Here is a 12923-nt window from a genome sequence, read left to right on the forward strand (position 1 = left end):
GTGTGTTGATTCTCGGCAAGTGCATGGCGCATCATCACCGGGCGCTTCGGGGCGCTCGCGGGTCCGCGCGAAGGACGGAGTCCACCCTGGTTGAACACGCATGACGGCATCCCGTCTCCGTGCTGGCCAGCTTGCGGACCGCCGGCCTCTGCATGGAGGTTGTCGTGATGACCCACCGTATTCTTCCGGACCGTCCGGACATCGATCAGCTGAAGCGTCAGGCCAAGGAGCTCAAGCGACTGGCCACCGGTGGCGATCCCGCCGCGCTCGAACGCTTTCGCATCCTGCCTGCTTTCGCCCATCTGCCCATGGATGCCCTGGCCGGTGTTTCCCTGGCTCTCCACGACGCCCAGTCGGTGATGGCGCGCGAGCATGGCTTTCCTTCATGGAAGGCACTTGCCGAGCGCATCGAGGAGCTGACGCTGCATGGCGATCAAGCGGTGGTCGCCTTCGTCGAAGCGGCGACGGATGGACGCAGCGGACGTGCGCGCCGATTGCTGGAGCGGTATCCCGATCTGTCCCGCGTCAGCTTTCACGCCGCACTTGTACTGGGGGATGCTGTCAGGGTGGAAGCCTTGCTGGCCGAGAATCCCGGACTTGCGCGCGCGCAGGGCGGGCCACGCGACTGGTGGCCGCTGCACTACATCTGTCATACCGCACTTCACGCCGCGGGGCTTGCCGACCCCGATGGCCTGGTGGCGATCGCGCGACGGCTGCTGGCATTGGGTGAAGACGTGCAGCTGCGCTTTCCATGGAAGCACCATGGCGTGCATCGTCCGGTGCTGTGGGGCGCGATGCTGGTGACCGGTTCGCTTCCCGTGGCCGAGGTGTTGCTGGAAGCCGGCGCCGATCCCGACGATGGCGTGACGTTGCCGATACTCGCCAGCGCGGGCGACATCGCCAAGCTGGATTTTCTGCATGCGCATGGCGCCTCTGCCAACCAGCGCTGGGCCACGGACGGAGCGGCCACGCTGTACGCGATCCTGCAGTGGTCGAACGCCATCGATGGCGTGCGCTGGCTGCTTGATCATGGCGCCGATCCGGACCCGGTCTTCGAACCCAACGGTGAGAGCCCCATGCATGCGGCAGCCGCGCGTGGTGACGTGGCCCTGGTCGAACTGCTGGCTGCCCGTGGGGCGGATCTGTCGCGGCGTCGGGCCGACGGCTATTCCCCGTATGCCCTGGCGGCGATGAACGGCAACCGCGCCGTGGCGGAGTGGCTGGCCATGCATGGCGCCAGCGAGGCGCTTGAGCTGGTCGACCAGTTGATCGCCACGGCCAGCCGTGGCGATCGTCTCGCGGTGGACAGCATGCTTGCCGGGCATCCGGCATTGCGCACCCAGATCCGGCCTGAGCACTACGCGGCGCTGTACCGTGCCGCCGAGCAGGGCAGTGCGGATGCGATCGATGCGTTGCTGGCCTGTGGCCTGGATCCGGATCGCGGTGACGAGGCGATCGGCAAGACCGCGCTTCACTGCGCGGCGATGAGTGGGCAGGTGGAGGCGACGCGCTTGCTGCTGGCGCGCGGGGCCTCCACCGCTGTGCGCGATCTGGAATTTCATGCTCAGCCACTGGTCTGGGCCGCCGAAGGGAGCCGTATGTCGGAAAGCCGATGTGGCGACCACGAAGCGGTTGGCCGACTGCTGCTGGATGCCGGCTCACCGATCGAATGGCGTTCCGACCAGCAGCCCCCCGACGCGGTGCTGGAGATCATCGAGGCCTGGCGAAGGGAGCGTCGATAGGCAACTCGACAGCGGGGCGGAGCAGGTCAACGTGTTGGCTGAATAAGGGGTCAGGTTCATTGATCGGTCTTGGTAAATGAATCTGACCCCTTATGTTCTCCCCTTGACATGCAAGCATATGCTTGCCTATAGTTCATGCAACTGATCTCTTGCATGTAACCATCCATGGCCGAAAAGCTCGATGCAGACCTGCTGTTCAAGGCGCTGTCCGATCCGAGCCGACGCAAGTTGCTGGATCTGCTGCATGCGCATGACGGCCGCACGCTCAACGATCTGTGCGAACACCTGGACATGACGCGGCAGGGCGTGACGCAGCACCTGGGGGTGCTGGAGGCGGCGAACCTTGTGGCCACCGTGTGGCGCGGGCGCGAAAAGCTGCACTTCCTCAATCCCGTGCCGCTGCAGGTGATCTACGAGCGCTGGATCGCCAAGTTTGAAAAGCCACGCCTCAAGGCGCTGGGTGACCTGAAACGACGACTGGAGAAAGCCAATGGCTAGATCGACCTTTGTCTACGTGACCTACATCCGCACCACCCCGGAGAAACTCTGGTCGGCCCTGACCGACGACATGGAATTCATGCAGCAATACTGGTTCGGTGTTCACTGCGAAAGCCAGTGGACCACCGGGTCCGAATGGAAGATGGTTCAGGGTGATGGTCAGGTCTCCGATGCTGGCGAGATCGTCGAGGCGGATCCGCCGCGGCGCCTGGTGATCCGCTGGTTGCACCAGAGCAAACCCGAACTGACGGCCGAAGGCGATTCGCTGTGCACGATGGAGCTGGAGCCCAGTGGTGCGGCGGTGAAGCTTTCGATCACCCATACGATCGAGCGCGAACCGTCCAAGCTCATCGCCGCGGTGTCGGGTGGCTGGCCGAAGATTCTCTCCAACCTGAAGTCCCTGCTGGAGACCGGCTCCATTGCCCTGTCGGAGGCATATCCGCCAGCCAGGCAGGGATGAACGCCGATCACCGCGCTGCATCAGGGTTGGGGATCAAAGGGGACGCGGCAAATTCCGCGCGGCCGGATTGAAGGGAACTTGGCTGATTGCTTTAAATGCTCTTGACCGACGCAGGCTTCGCCTCAGGTTGCGGATGCCGCCTCGACCGCCTGGCGACGGAACGCCGCGGGGCTGGTGCCGTGCGCGCGCTTGAACGCCTGCCCGAACGCCGCCCGCGAGGTGTAGCCGCACGCCTCGCCGATCAACTCGACTGGACGAGGGGTTTCGCGCAGCAGCCGCGCGGCGAGATCCATGCGCAAGGCGGTGACCACGTCCATCGGCGTGACCGGCGACAGCTCGGCGAAGTGCCGCGCGAAGCTGGCGCGCGACATGCGGCTGACCTCGGCCAGTCGTTCCAGCGTCCATGGCTGGGCCGGTGCGTCGATCACCGCAGCCAGCGCAGGGCCCAGCCGCGCATCCATCAGCAGGGCGAGCAGGCCCGGTTGCAGATCGCCTTCTTCCATCAGCGTGCGCACCACCAGGGTGAACAGCGCGGCGGACAGGTGCGCGATCACCGCGTCGCCACCGGGTGAGGCCTGCAGGCTCTCGTGGCGCATGGCGTGCATCAGCGTGTGCAGGCCGGCGTAGTCGTCGCGGCCCTGTGTGCGCAGATGCACCACCTCGGGCAGCGCCCGCAGCAGCAGCGCGTGGTGCTGGCCCAGCTCGAAGGTGCCGCAGAGCACGTCGAAATCGCTGCGCGGTGCCTCGCTCGCCACCTCGACGAGGCGGCCCAGCGGGCGGCGCGCTTCGGCAAAGGTCAGCATGGCACCGTCGGCATGGCGCATGGTGTGCGCGGTGCCGCGCGGAAACAGCACCAGGTCGCCGGCCACGAACGGACGCCGCTCGCGGCCGACTTCCAGCACGCCCTCACCGGCCAGCACCACGTGGTAAGGCACCCGACCCGGCGGCGTTTCCGGGTGCGGCACCGACCACGCGCCGGCGAAGCGGCACAGCAGGTCCACCCGCCCGCGCAGGCCCAACGACACCACCAGTGCACTCAAGCTGTCCATCGGTCACCTCAAGACGAACGAAACCAGGATCGAGACGCGCGGAACACGATGGCGGGGGCGCGACGCCCAGCATTGTCACCACCGGCCGATGCCCAAGGCAACGCCGCCTCTTTCTTCCACAGGAGTAACCGCGATGACCCGTTTGCACACGCTCGCCCACGACCAGGCCGACCCGGAAACCGCCGAGTTGTTCGGCACCATCAAGCGCAGCCTCGGCAAGCTGCCGAACGTCTACGCCACCATCGGCAGCAATGCCCCGGCGGTTCTCGCCCACGTGCTCGGCACCGGCGCCACGCTGGCGAAGAGCTCCTTGTCAAAACGCGAGCAGGAAGCGATCAACCTTGCCGTGAGCGAGACCACCGGCTGTGACTACTGCGTGGCCGCGCACACCATGACCGGCAAGCTGGCCGGCTACACGGCGGAGCAGACGCGCGAATTGCGCGCCGGCTCGTTCGCCGCGGATGCGCGCATCGACGCACTGGTGAAGTTCGCTCTGCACCTGGTGCAGCAGCGCGGCACGCTGGACGCCGCCGCGGTCGACGCGCTGAAGGCCGCCGGCTTCGACGATCGCCAGCTGGTGGAGATCCCGCTGGTGGTCAGCGCGATCCTGTTTACCAACATGGTCAATCGCATCAACGACACCACGCTGGATTTCCCCAAGGTGGCGTGAGTCGCGGCGCGACATCGGCGCGGGCGCCCGATGGTGCCCGCGTTCGCTTGTTCACACGGGCACCTTGCCGCTGTCCAGTGCATTCCACGCCCCCGGAATCTGTAGCACAATCGCCCGGCGTCGATGCGCCGCCGGCAGCGCATCGTGCGGCATCGGTGCCGGGCACGGGCTACCAAGGGGAACAACATGACGCTCGATCGGAGATTTTTGCTCTGCGGTTTTGCGTATGCCATCGCGGGCATGGGGCTGGGCATCTCCATGGCCGCTTCGCACAACCACTCGTTGTTTGTTGCGCACGCGCATATCCTGCTGGTGGGTTTCGTGGTGTCTTTCATCTACGCGTTGGTGCACAAGCTGTGGATCGTCGGCGCCCAGTCCCCGCTTGCCGTCTTCCAGTTCTACCTGCATCAGCTGGCCGCGCTGGTGATGTCCGTGGGCCTGGTGCTGCTTTACGCCGGCCGCGTTCCCGAGCCGACGATCGGACCGCTGCTCGGCGTGGCGTCCGTGGGCGTGCTGATCGCCGTGCTGTTGATGGCGTGGCTGGTGCTGCGATCGCCCCGCTGAGAGACAGGCCGGAACAAGGCACGGCACGTCGGCAAGCGGACAGCTACGAGCTCCCGTGATGGGTTGCTTAGATGGCGCTGACCGCCCGGTCGCAGTGTCGGTCAGACCCGACCGGTCCGAGCCGCCAGATGGTGATCGGGAAATTCACTGCGCAGGAGGACGAAGGAGGTCGAACGATGCAACGCAGTCTCCGCAGCGTCCATGGCCGGCAGCTGGTCCGATGCGACCGGGACGAAGGGTGTTGCGTCGGCTCAATCAGCTCCGTCCGCCATGCTGGCCTGCTGTTGAAACCGCCAGTGGTGTAGCGTTCACTGCAGTGCGCCGTGCCAGCGGAGGCGCCGGCCATCAGGGGGAAACATGCGGCGTTCATGGATCGGGCTGTGTCTGTTGATGTACGTCGCCGCCGGTACGGCAGCGATGCCTTCGCCGAAGAGTGCGCCGATCAAGGCGTTCCTCGCGCATACCGACGTCAAGTACGGCAGCGATGACGATGCCAGGACACTTGAAGGCCGGCTCTATGCCTGGGGCATGGATGGGGCTTCACTGGAGGTGCTGCAGACCAGGACGGCGCAGGCGTTCAAGCTGCCGCGCGAACTGGCCGATCAACTTGTGCTGCTCACGCTGCAGCGTGGCGCTGGCAAGGATCGGGATGGCAGTGACGCTGCCTTGATCGATCGGTACATCGCCCTGGCGCATGCCTATCCGCAAAGCCCGCTGGCCATGATCGAAGCGGGGCGCACGATCAGCGTCCCGTTCAGCGAGTGCAACATCGATGCCTACGAGCGACTGCTGCAGGGCAGGCTGCATGCCGACGCGGACAGGGTCGCGCTGTTCCGGCAGTTTGCCTGCTTGCCACTGCTCACCGAACGAACGGCGAACCAGCCTCGGACGACGGAGCCGTACCTCACCCTTGCAACCGATGGCGGGTCGTCCGGCAACGCGCTGCTTGACCTGGCCATCCTGCGGCTGGCCGACGAAAAGGCCCGGCACGATCCCGGCGTATCCGTGCATCGGCGGTTGGACATCCGGACCCGGCACCTGGGCGAAGAACTCGGGCAGGGGCGCCTGGAAGATGCCATCGCTCTTCTGCCGAGCTCGCCGAGCGACATGGATCGCAGCTACCACGATCTACTCGATGCAGACACGCGGCGGGCCATTGCCGCGGCTTACCTCGCCTTGGGACAGATGGCCCCGGCGCAGGCCTGGCGTGACGATCAGTCTGCGAGCCCTGCCGATGGCGCCGCAGTCGGCATGCCCGAGCATGCCAGCGCGAATGCTGCCCTGGACAAGCAGGCCGCGGCCATGGCGGGGTACCAGATACGTCTGCTCGACCGCCTGCTTCATCCATCAGGCGAGGATGCATTCGACCTGCTTGTCGAGCACCATCGCCTGTCCACGTTGGGGGACTCCGGCGGCTACTGGCGCAGTCTGTGGAGCCGCCTGTACAACCGTATCGCGATCGAGCACGGCTACCCGGGTTTCGTCGAGGAGGTGGAGACGTCGATGACCGCGGACACGCTTGCCGAGACCCGCGCCGATGCCCTGCGGCGTTGCCATCGCTGCGCGCAGGATTTGCTGGAGATGGTGGGGCGCGTCGCGGATGAGCCCATGCAGCGTCCCGGTGCCGCGCCGCAAACCGGCAACGGTTCGCAGTTGCCCGCGGCGATGCTGAAGGCGATGGAAACCGTGATCGCCGCTCCGCGGCCCGGCTGGGTGGAGCATCTCCTGCCGGGCGCCTTGCGCACGCCATATCCGAAAGCCAGGTCGCGCAGCATCGAAGACCTGTTCGTGGCACCGGCCACGGCGCACACCGTCGCGCCGCCGTGGGCCGGGCGCTTGCCGGGCGGCGAGCTGGTGCGCTATGAGCAGCAGGGCCAGCGCGTGGTCGCTGTTACCGTGTCGCAGAGTCTCGACCCTACCGGCGAGATCAGTGCAGGTGGCTACTGGATCAGCCTTTCCGATGACAGCGGAAGGCATTTCCAGGCGCCGCTCTACACCGGGCTGCGGATGTTCGAGCCCTACGTGGTGGCGGCGCGCTCGAAGCTGCCCATGCTTGCGGGCAATCATCTGCAGCTCGAGGTGGCGGTGCGCCAGCTCGACGACGAGCACGTCACACTGCCGCCCATTTCCCTGCCGATGAAGGCACGGCGGAACGATCTGTATCTCGACATTCCACTGGTCGAGCTGGCGCGCGACACCGACGGCGATGGACTGACCGACATCGCCGAGTGGGCCATGCTGCTCGATCCGAAAAATGCCGACACCGACGGCGACGGCATACCCGACGGGCGCGATCCGCTGCCGCAGGTGGCCGCCAGCCACGGAGCCGATCCGCACGCTTCGGCGCTGGTAGCGGTGTTGAGCAACCTGTTCGACAAGTCGCTGGGTGCCATCGTCACCACCTCGGCTACGGGCGCCGATCCGGCACAGGCCTATGCGATCACCGGCAGCACGGACAATTACAACAGCGCTCGCGCGATCTTCGTCCAGGCACCTGCCGCCTATTTCTCCGGCGTGGCGATGCGTGGGCGAATGATCGTTCTCGACACGCAGCAGGTCGCTGCGTTCCAGAAGGCGCGCGGCCGCTTCTTCGTCATGAGCATGCCGGTGTTCGAAGTGAGTCACGACGGCAAACAGGCGCTGGTTGTCTGGTCCTCCGGCTGGAGCGGCGGCACATACCTGCTGACATGGCAGGGTGGCCAGTGGAAAGCCGAGTCCTTGCAGGACTGGATCACCTGAAACAGGCGCAAAGTGTCATGCGCCATGGTCGGGGTGGCACTGAAGGGCGGAAGCGACGCCTGCAGAGCGGAAAGGACGTCAGGGACCATTCCGGAGCAGTCACGGGACGGTTGAATTGCCGCTGGAGCGGCCCTTTTCGACCGCCAGACAGGCCTCGGCGAGCCGGGCCCCGGCGCGCTTGAGGCTGGCCTCGGACAAGCCGGCGTAGCTGAGCACCAGGGTGACGTGAGCGGGCGGCATCCGGTGGAAGCGCTCGGCAGAACGGATGCGCACACCGCGCGCCAGTGCCTCGGCCAGCAAGGCCCCGGTGGCGCCACGCGGCAAGCGCGGCAAGTGCACGAAGACCGATCCGCCTGCCACCGAGCCGGTCACCGCCATGGCGCTGCCCAGACGCAGGTGCAGCGCGTCGTGCAAGGCCCGGTGGCGCGGAGCCAGACGGTGTGCGATCCGCCGCAGATCGCGCAGGTACTGGCCGCTGTTGATGCACGCGGCGAGCACGTGCTGCTGCATCGACATGCTGCCGCGATCGGCCAGCCACTTGACCGCCAGGAACCGCTCGCGCAGCGGGCGCGGCACCAGCATGTAGCCCAGCTGCAGCGCGGGAAACATGGAGCGGGCAAAGCTGCTCACGTGGATCACCCGGCCGTGGCGGTCCAGCGACCACAACGACGGCGAGGTACGCACGCCGAAGCGGTGCTCGCAATCAAAATCGTCCTCCACCAGGCACGCATCGTGCGCATAGGCCCATTGCAGCAAAGCGCGGCGCCGCTCCTCGGGCATGACCACGCCGGTGGGAAACTGGAAGGACGGGGCGACGTTGACCAACCGCACACCGTCCAGCGCCGCTGCATGGCGGTCGATGTCCATGCCGTGTGGGCCCACCGGGCACGGCACGATGCGCGCTCCCATCGCCTCGAAGGTATGGCGCACGCTCCACTGGCAGGGTTCCTCCACACCGACGCCATCGCCTTCGTCGAGCAGGACGCGGGCGATGAGGTCGCGTGCCTGCTGGGCGCCACTGACGATCAGGATGTCGTCTGGATCGACCTCGATCGCCCGCTCGACGCTCAGGTAGCCGGCCACGGCCTTGCGCAGGTCGAGGGCACCCTGCAGTTCGGGGAAGTGCGGCGCATTGCGACGGCGCAGCAGCGCCATCAGGTTCTGCTTCCAGGCTTTGATGCTGCGCGGGTCGGACTTCACACGCGGCTGTGCAAGGTCGATCAGTTCCGTTTCGATCACGTCCTCTTCGGGCGCAGGCAGGTCCGCCTCGGGGACGGCAGGCAGCACAGCCCGCCGGGCCAGGCGGGACAGCCGCGGCTCTCTCGGCGGCTCGACCTGTTCCTCCATCAGCGTCTCGCCCGCGGACACGCCGGCGGGGCGCGCATTCACGTAGGTGCCGCTGCCGGATTGCGATGCGAGGTAACCCTCGCTTTCCAGCTGGTCGTAAGCCATCAAGACGACCGTGCGGGAAACTCCCAGGGCGACGGCCATCGAGCGGCTTCCGGCCAGCCGCGCGCCCACCTGGAAGCGACCCGAATCGATATCCCGCCGGATCGACTCGGCGATCTGCACATACATCGGTTCGTCGTTTTGCCGCCTGTGCGCCATCCATGCTCCCCGTGGCGGCTCGAAGTGGTTACATCGAAAAAGTTCGCGACCGGTCATTTACGGTCACGCTCGCCCTGACGATGATCATGCCACGGCTCGCACGACACCAGGACCACCCGGAAAGCCCGCATGCCGATGGCAGTGAATGCCATGGCGCGACTCATGTAGGCAGCCACTATCGACCAGGGAATCATCAGGATGAAGCTCTTTACGTTGTCTGCGCGCAAGCTGCTGGCGTTGATCGCTTGCGTGATGTGCCCGGGGCTGGCCAGCGCCCACAGTGTCGACGATCACAGCGGTGATCCGGCCTACGCCAGGTACTACCACCAGGCGGTGAAGTGGGGCGGCTGTCCGCCATCGTTGTTCACCGACGGCAGCACCATTCAATGCGCCCTGGTCACGGTGCCCGTCGACTGGGCCGCCCCGGGTCAGGGTGACATCACCATCGGCATTTCCCGGCCGCTCAACGCGCCGTCGCACTCCCGTCTGCTGCTGGTCAATGCCGGCGGCCCGGACAACTCCAGCGCTTCCCAGGCGGAGATGCTCGAACAGCTGCAGCCGCAGGTCGAGATCGACCACCTGGTGGTCGGCGTCGACCTGCGCGGCATCACCGATGGCCTGGGCACCCAGGTGAGCTGCGACTATGCGCAGCGCAGCGGTGCCGAGAATTTCATGGACGGCGACAGCCGCAATCCCACGGTCGACAGCGTGCGGGCGCAGCAGGATTGGTGGAATCGTTCGATCGGGCCATGCCTGCAACAGCATGCGACCTTCCTCAAAAACATCACCACGCCCAACCACGCCCGTGACCTGAACCTGGTGCGTGCCGTGCTGGGCTTCCCGCGCGCCGATCTGTTCGGCGTCTCCAGCGGCAGCAGCCTGATGGCGTACGCAAGCCGCATGTTCCCTGACCGGTTCGAACGCGTGGTGCTCGACAGCAACATGAACTGGCGGCATCTGGACTGGCAGCGACAGGCGTTGAGCCGGATGTCGATGGATCAGTTGAACGTGCAGCAGGCGTTCATCCCGTTCATCGCGCGGCACGACGACCAGTTCCACATGGGCACGACCCCGCCGCAGGTGATGACGACGTTCCAGCGCATCTATCAGGCCACGTCGGAGCACCGCATGGGCAGCGTGACGCCGGACCAGGCGCTGGGCGCGATGGACGGCACCGGCATGTGGGTGTTCTGGGATCTGCTGGTGTCGCCGTCGCTGAGCGCCATGTCCCAGGCGCTGGATGGCGACCCGGCGCATATCGCCAGTGCCGAGCAGATCGCCGCGTTCACCTCGGTTGACCTGCGCAGCCAGCCCAGCTTCAACCCGATGGCCGATGTCCTGCAGTGCAACGACTCCGGCTCCACCGATCCGCGGAGCATCGCCCAGAAGATCGCCGACGTGCGCAGGTACTGGGCCATCGGCGCGTCCACCGTGGTGGACAAGTGCCAGCACTGGCCGTGGCAGTCGGCGCTCGACCGCGCTCTGGAGTCGCGCACCAGGGTGCAGGCCCTGCTGGTGCAGAACGAGTTCGATCCGTCCACGCCTTACTCGGAGGCGCTCAAGGATCGGCTCGTGAACGGCCCCGCCGCGCGGATGGTGCTGGTCAACAACGCCACCACCCACGGCGCCATGTTCGACGACAACGCCTGCACCACCAACGCCGAATTTGCCTATCTGAATTCCGGCGCCATGCCGGTCAGGGACGTGGTCTGCCAGGCCAAGCCGATGCACTCCTTCGCCATGCAGGACGCCGTGACCTATGAATACGGCTACCCGGCGACGGGCTGGTGGTTGCCGCCGCCGCCGGACATCCATCAGGTGAGCTGGCTGCTGGTTCCCTGAGCCGCTGTGCCTCGCGGGCAGGCGGGGCGGCCAAAAACAAAAAGGAAGCGCCTTGCGCTTCCCACCATCAATTTATAAAACACAGGGGTGCTTGCGGCAAGCCCCGGTGCGGGATGCAGCATCGCCGGCCTGCCGCCTTGGCAGGACACCGGAAAGACGCGATGACCGAACCGCAGACGTACTATCACGGCACCAGGGCCGACCTGAACGTGGGCGACCTGATCGTGCCGGGTCATGCCTCCAATTTCGGCAGGCGCAAGCAGGCGTTGTTCGTTTACCTGACCGCGACCCTGGACGCCGCCACCTGGGGCGCCGAGCTGGCCGTGGGGGCAGGGCGGGGGCGGATCTACATCGTGGAGCCCACCGGTCCGATCGAGGACGACCCCAACCTGACGGACAAGAAATTTCCCGGCAACATCACCCGGTCGTATCGCTCCCGAAGTCCGTTCCGCGTCGTCGGCGAGGTGGTGGTCTGGCAGGGTCATTCGCCCGAGCGGCTCAGGCAGATGCTCGATCGCCTCGAAGAGCTCAGGCAGCAGGGTGTCGAAGCCATCGAGGAGTGAGCATGATGCGCGAGCGGGGCGGGCGCTCACGCCCCGGGCTTTTTCGGCACCCCGAGCTTTCCCCTGTCCGTCGCCTGCCACCCGACAAACGCCCGAGGTCGAAAACAACGTCCCGAACGGTTGTCGAAATCGGTGGCGGCCGTTCGTCGCTGCAGTGAAGGCCAGCAACCGGCCAGCCTGCAGATCACCCGAGGAACAGACATGCCGCAATATCTGGTGGCGATCCACCACCCCGACAACTACGACGCGTCGCTGGAAGACGATGCGATGGTCCGCGACATCCAGGCGCTCAATGACGAGATGGCGTCGGCCGGCGCCTGGTTCTTCGCCGGCGGACTGCAAGCGGCGCCCCGCGCGAAATCACTGCGCAAGCAGCCCGGCGGAGCGGTGGTGATCACCGATGGACCGTACATCGAGTCCAAGGAACACATCGGCGGCTTCTGGATACTCGACGCAGCCGACATGGATGAGGCGCTGGCGTGGGGACGCAAGGCCGTCGTCGCCTGCCGTGCAGCGGTCGAGGTGCGCGAATTCCTCGTCATGCCGGCGGAATAGAAACGCCCCCCGCAACACGGAGATTCAAATGAGAAAGCTCAAGATCATGGAACACATCTCGCTGGACGGCGTGATCCAGCACTCCGATGATGATGGCGATTTTCCCCATAGCGACTGGACCGCGCCCTATCGGACCCCCGCTGGCCGGGATGCGATCCTCGCCGCGTATGGCACGAGCTTCGACCTGCTGCTTGGCCGTCTCACCTACGATATCTGGTCGGGCTTCTGGCCAAAGGCGCCAGGCAGCCCGATGGCGGACGCGCTCAATGCGGCGACGAAACATGTCGCCACCCATCGTCCGGAAAGTCTTGCCTGGGGCCCGTTCGAAGGCGTTGGACCGGATCTCGTCGCGGGCGTTCGCCGGATCAAGTCGCAGGACGGCCCGGACCTTGTGCTCTCGGGCAGCTCCACGCTGACATCGACGCTGCTAGAACATGGGTTGGCGGATGAAGTCCTGTTGATCGTCTATCCGGTGCTGCTGGGCACGGGGAAGCGCTTCTTTGCGGAGGGAACCCCGCCATGCTCCTTCGAGCTCGTCAGCACGCAAGCATTTCCGTCCGGCATCATCCTCAGCACGTACAAGGTCGCCGGGCCTTTGCAGGCCGCCTAGTCCGCCCGCTTCGCCCGCGCCGG

At 66.1% G+C, this 12923-nt stretch carries 12 protein-coding genes; 10 read left to right on the forward strand and 2 right to left on the reverse strand.

Annotation, left to right across the window (positions count from 1 at the left end):
* The first annotated feature begins 167 nt into the window (after positions 1 to 167).
* The 3 genes from ACQGNJ_RS13470 to ACQGNJ_RS13480 all read left to right on the forward strand — a co-directional run bounded on the left by ACQGNJ_RS13470 (position 168) and on the right by ACQGNJ_RS13480 (position 2700).
* Positions 168 to 1742: an ankyrin repeat domain-containing protein gene (locus ACQGNJ_RS13470; protein ID WP_426690057.1), complete on the forward strand. Its 1575-nt coding sequence runs from the start codon at positions 168 to 170 to the stop codon at positions 1740 to 1742.
* A gap of 165 nt (positions 1743 to 1907) precedes the next feature.
* Positions 1908 to 2240 (forward strand): ArsR/SmtB family transcription factor, encoded by a 333-nt coding sequence (locus ACQGNJ_RS13475; RefSeq protein ID WP_426689762.1) that lies wholly within the window; start codon positions 1908 to 1910, stop codon positions 2238 to 2240.
* Complete coding sequence (locus ACQGNJ_RS13480; RefSeq protein WP_426689763.1) at positions 2233 to 2700, forward strand: SRPBCC family protein; 468 nt, start codon at positions 2233 to 2235, stop codon at positions 2698 to 2700. The genes ACQGNJ_RS13475 and ACQGNJ_RS13480 overlap by 8 nt, the downstream gene beginning before the upstream one ends.
* 122 nt (positions 2701 to 2822) lie before the next feature.
* On the opposite strand, the gene ACQGNJ_RS13485 is transcribed toward ACQGNJ_RS13480, so the two are convergent.
* Complete coding sequence (locus ACQGNJ_RS13485) at positions 2823 to 3749, reverse strand: cupin domain-containing protein (protein WP_426689764.1); 927 nt, start codon at positions 3747 to 3749, stop codon at positions 2823 to 2825.
* A 133-nt stretch (positions 3750 to 3882) separates the two neighbouring features.
* Here ACQGNJ_RS13485 and ACQGNJ_RS13490 point away from each other — a divergent pair, with 133 nt between their 5' ends.
* From ACQGNJ_RS13490 to ACQGNJ_RS13500, 3 genes are all read left to right on the forward strand, one after another.
* Positions 3883 to 4419, forward strand: a complete 537-nt coding sequence (locus tag ACQGNJ_RS13490; RefSeq protein WP_426689765.1) for a carboxymuconolactone decarboxylase family protein — start codon at positions 3883 to 3885, stop codon at positions 4417 to 4419.
* 123 nt (positions 4420 to 4542) lie between these two features.
* Positions 4543 to 4983 (forward strand): TonB-dependent receptor, encoded by a 441-nt coding sequence (locus ACQGNJ_RS13495; RefSeq protein WP_426689766.1) that lies wholly within the window; start codon positions 4543 to 4545, stop codon positions 4981 to 4983.
* A 357-nt stretch (positions 4984 to 5340) separates the two neighbouring features.
* On the forward strand, positions 5341 to 7722 hold the full coding sequence (locus ACQGNJ_RS13500; protein WP_426689767.1) for a hypothetical protein: 2382 nt from the start codon (positions 5341 to 5343) through the stop codon (positions 7720 to 7722).
* 99 nt (positions 7723 to 7821) lie between these two features.
* Here the strand turns inward: ACQGNJ_RS13500 and pdxR are convergent, their stop codons facing one another.
* Positions 7822 to 9300 (reverse strand): MocR-like pyridoxine biosynthesis transcription factor PdxR, encoded by a 1479-nt coding sequence (gene pdxR, locus ACQGNJ_RS13505; protein WP_426689768.1) that lies wholly within the window; start codon positions 9298 to 9300, stop codon positions 7822 to 7824.
* 228 nt (positions 9301 to 9528) lie between these two features.
* On the opposite strand from pdxR, the gene ACQGNJ_RS13510 reads away from it, so the two are divergent.
* The 4 genes from ACQGNJ_RS13510 (at position 9529) to ACQGNJ_RS13525 (ending at position 12900) form a co-directional block, all read left to right on the forward strand.
* Positions 9529 to 11172: an alpha/beta fold hydrolase gene (locus ACQGNJ_RS13510; RefSeq protein WP_426689769.1), complete on the forward strand. Its 1644-nt coding sequence runs from the start codon at positions 9529 to 9531 to the stop codon at positions 11170 to 11172.
* Between the two features lie 161 nt (positions 11173 to 11333).
* Complete coding sequence (gene arr, locus ACQGNJ_RS13515) at positions 11334 to 11735, forward strand: NAD(+)--rifampin ADP-ribosyltransferase (protein ID WP_426689770.1); 402 nt, start codon at positions 11334 to 11336, stop codon at positions 11733 to 11735.
* 201 nt (positions 11736 to 11936) lie between these two features.
* Entirely contained in the window at positions 11937 to 12290 is a 354-nt protein-coding gene (locus tag ACQGNJ_RS13520) for a YciI family protein (protein ID WP_426689771.1), read from the forward strand.
* A gap of 28 nt (positions 12291 to 12318) precedes the next feature.
* Positions 12319 to 12900: a dihydrofolate reductase family protein gene (locus ACQGNJ_RS13525; RefSeq protein ID WP_426689772.1), complete on the forward strand. Its 582-nt coding sequence runs from the start codon at positions 12319 to 12321 to the stop codon at positions 12898 to 12900.
* The last annotated feature ends 23 nt before the right edge of the window (positions 12901 to 12923 follow it).

The sequence above is a fragment of the Rhodanobacter ginsengiterrae genome (assembly GCF_050026815.1).
In the GTDB taxonomy this organism is placed as follows: Bacteria; Pseudomonadota; Gammaproteobacteria; order Xanthomonadales; family Rhodanobacteraceae; genus Rhodanobacter; species Rhodanobacter ginsengiterrae.

Coding starts and splice junctions, on each gene's coding strand:
- ACQGNJ_RS13495 (WP_426689766.1), top strand. CDS start 4,543: ATGCGCCGCCGGCAGCGCATCGTGCGGCATCGGTGCCGGGCACGGGCT.
- pdxR (WP_426689768.1), bottom strand. CDS start 9,300: ATGTATGTGCAGATCGCCGAGTCGATCCGGCGGGATATCGATTCGGGT.
- ACQGNJ_RS13485 (WP_426689764.1), bottom strand. CDS start 3,749: ATGGACAGCTTGAGTGCACTGGTGGTGTCGTTGGGCCTGCGCGGGCGG.
- ACQGNJ_RS13470 (WP_426690057.1), top strand. CDS start 168: ATGACCCACCGTATTCTTCCGGACCGTCCGGACATCGATCAGCTGAAG.
- ACQGNJ_RS13490 (WP_426689765.1), top strand. CDS start 3,883: ATGACCCGTTTGCACACGCTCGCCCACGACCAGGCCGACCCGGAAACC.
- ACQGNJ_RS13520 (WP_426689771.1), top strand. CDS start 11,937: ATGCCGCAATATCTGGTGGCGATCCACCACCCCGACAACTACGACGCG.
- ACQGNJ_RS13500 (WP_426689767.1), top strand. CDS start 5,341: ATGCGGCGTTCATGGATCGGGCTGTGTCTGTTGATGTACGTCGCCGCC.
- ACQGNJ_RS13480 (WP_426689763.1), top strand. CDS start 2,233: ATGGCTAGATCGACCTTTGTCTACGTGACCTACATCCGCACCACCCCG.
- ACQGNJ_RS13475 (WP_426689762.1), top strand. CDS start 1,908: ATGGCCGAAAAGCTCGATGCAGACCTGCTGTTCAAGGCGCTGTCCGAT.
- ACQGNJ_RS13510 (WP_426689769.1), top strand. CDS start 9,529: ATGAAGCTCTTTACGTTGTCTGCGCGCAAGCTGCTGGCGTTGATCGCT.
- arr (WP_426689770.1), top strand. CDS start 11,334: ATGACCGAACCGCAGACGTACTATCACGGCACCAGGGCCGACCTGAAC.
- ACQGNJ_RS13525 (WP_426689772.1), top strand. CDS start 12,319: ATGAGAAAGCTCAAGATCATGGAACACATCTCGCTGGACGGCGTGATC.